General features: G+C 61.4%; 2 protein-coding genes. Both read right to left on the minus strand.

Translation table 11 applies throughout. From position 1 onward, the window contains the following. The coding region (locus WCA53_RS30440) for a LacI family DNA-binding transcriptional regulator (RefSeq protein WP_423920186.1) at window positions 1-513 on the minus strand (513 nt) is incomplete at its 3' end. Between the two features lie 78 nt (window positions 514-591). Next, the gene (locus tag WCA53_RS30445) at window positions 592-1,560 is read right to left on the minus strand and encodes an NAD(P)-dependent oxidoreductase (protein ID WP_423920189.1); all 969 of its coding nucleotides are present in this window, start codon (window positions 1,558-1,560) and stop codon (window positions 592-594) included. Window positions 1,561-1,695: the final 135 nt, after the last annotated feature.

The following is a 1,695-nucleotide window of genomic DNA, read 5'->3' on the forward strand; positions in this document are numbered from 1 at the left end:
ATTGTCCAGCCCGACCATATCACTCACGAGACCTTCGACCGCCCGGTCAACCAGCACCACCGGAATGCCGCCCCGCGCGAACGTCTGCAGCAAGTCCTCCTGCACGCCCAGCGCGTTCACAATCACGCCTTCAACCCGATACGTCGTCAGCAACTGCAGGTAGCGCCGTTCCAGATCCGCCTCGTTCGCGGCGTGACAGATCAGCGGCATGTAACCGTACGCGTGGCACGCGGCCTCCACGCCCTGAAGCACCTCGACCGTATAAGGATTCGTCAGGTCCGCAACCAGCATGCCGACCAGCCGGTTGCGCCCGCGCTTGAGCCCACGCGCCATCTGGTTCGGCCGGTAGTCGAGCCTCCTGATTGCTGCTTCGATCCGCTCGCGCAACTCCGTCGACAGCACGCCGGTCTCGCCGTTCAGATAACGCGAAATGCTCGTCTTGCCGGTACCGGCTTCGCGCGCGACATCGGTGATGGTGGCCGGCCGGTCGTTCGAAAAATTGTCTCTTGTCATGTTTTCATGTCGACATCCGAATATGACGACCTGCGCGTGGTCTGAAATGACAAAAAACCAAGGCCGCACGTCATCCAATCAACGCTTCAAGACTTCCGGGTTGACCATGTTGTTCGTCAGCGTGCCGTCGAGCGCGCCGATCAGGTTCTCGGCGGCGTTCTTGTTCATCGCGTAACGCGTCTCGTGCGTGGCCGAACCGATGTGCGGCAGCGCCACCACGTTCTTCATCCTGAGCAACGGCGAATCGGCGGGAAGCGGCTCTTTCACGAACACATCGAGACCAGCGGCGAGGATAGTACCGTTTTGCAGCGCTTCTATGAGCGCATTTTCATCGACGGTCGCGCCTCGCGATGCATTGATCAGGATCGCGGTGCGCTTCATCTTCTTCAACTCGGGCGCGCCGATCAGGTTGCGCGTCGCGGCCGTCAGCGGAACCTGCAACAGCACGAAATCGGATGTGGCGAGCAATTCGTCCAGTTCCACCTTCTTCGCGCCGTAATCGCGTTCGGCTTGTGCGTTCGGGCTGCGGTTCGTGTACAGCACGCTCATCCGGAAACCGAGGGACGCGCGCCGCGCAACCGCGCCGCCGATCCGCCCCAAGCCGACGATGCCCAGCGTCTTGCCGTGGACGTCCACGCCGAAATGTTCCTCGCCGATACTCTCTGTCCACTCGCCCGCCTTCACCCATTCCGCGAGTTCGACCACGCGTCGCGCGGTCGAAAGAATCAGCGAGAATGCGGTGTCGGCTGTCGATTCGGTCAGCACGTCCGGTGTGTGCGTGAGCACGATGCCGCGCTGGTTCAGGTCATCCACATCGAAAGCATCGAAGCCCACGGAAACGGTCGCGAGCGCCTTCATCCGCGTGGCGCCTTCGAGCATGGCCGGCGTGATCTTCACGCTTGCGCCGATCGCGCCGTCGGCGTCTTTCAGGGCGGCGACGAACGCGTCGTGCTGTGCCGGATCGACCGTTGTCACCTCGGCGTGTTGCTGTAAGTAGGCGAGCACGTCCTTCGGCAACGACTTGTACGCGACGATTTTCTTTTTCATCGAAACGGATCCTTTGAGTGATATCTGAAATGAAAAGGTTAGCTATGCGTAGCGAGCTTCGCAGATGGTTCGGCCGCTTGCGGCTTCACGGCAAGGGTCAGGATCACGGCCGCAACCAGCGCCGCGCTCATGAAC

Source organism: Caballeronia sp. (assembly GCF_049581465.1).
Lineage (GTDB): Bacteria > Pseudomonadota > Gammaproteobacteria > Burkholderiales > Burkholderiaceae > Caballeronia.

Coding starts and splice junctions, on each gene's coding strand:
- WCA53_RS30445 (WP_423920189.1), bottom strand. CDS start 1,560: ATGAAAAAGAAAATCGTCGCGTACAAGTCGTTGCCGAAGGACGTGCTC.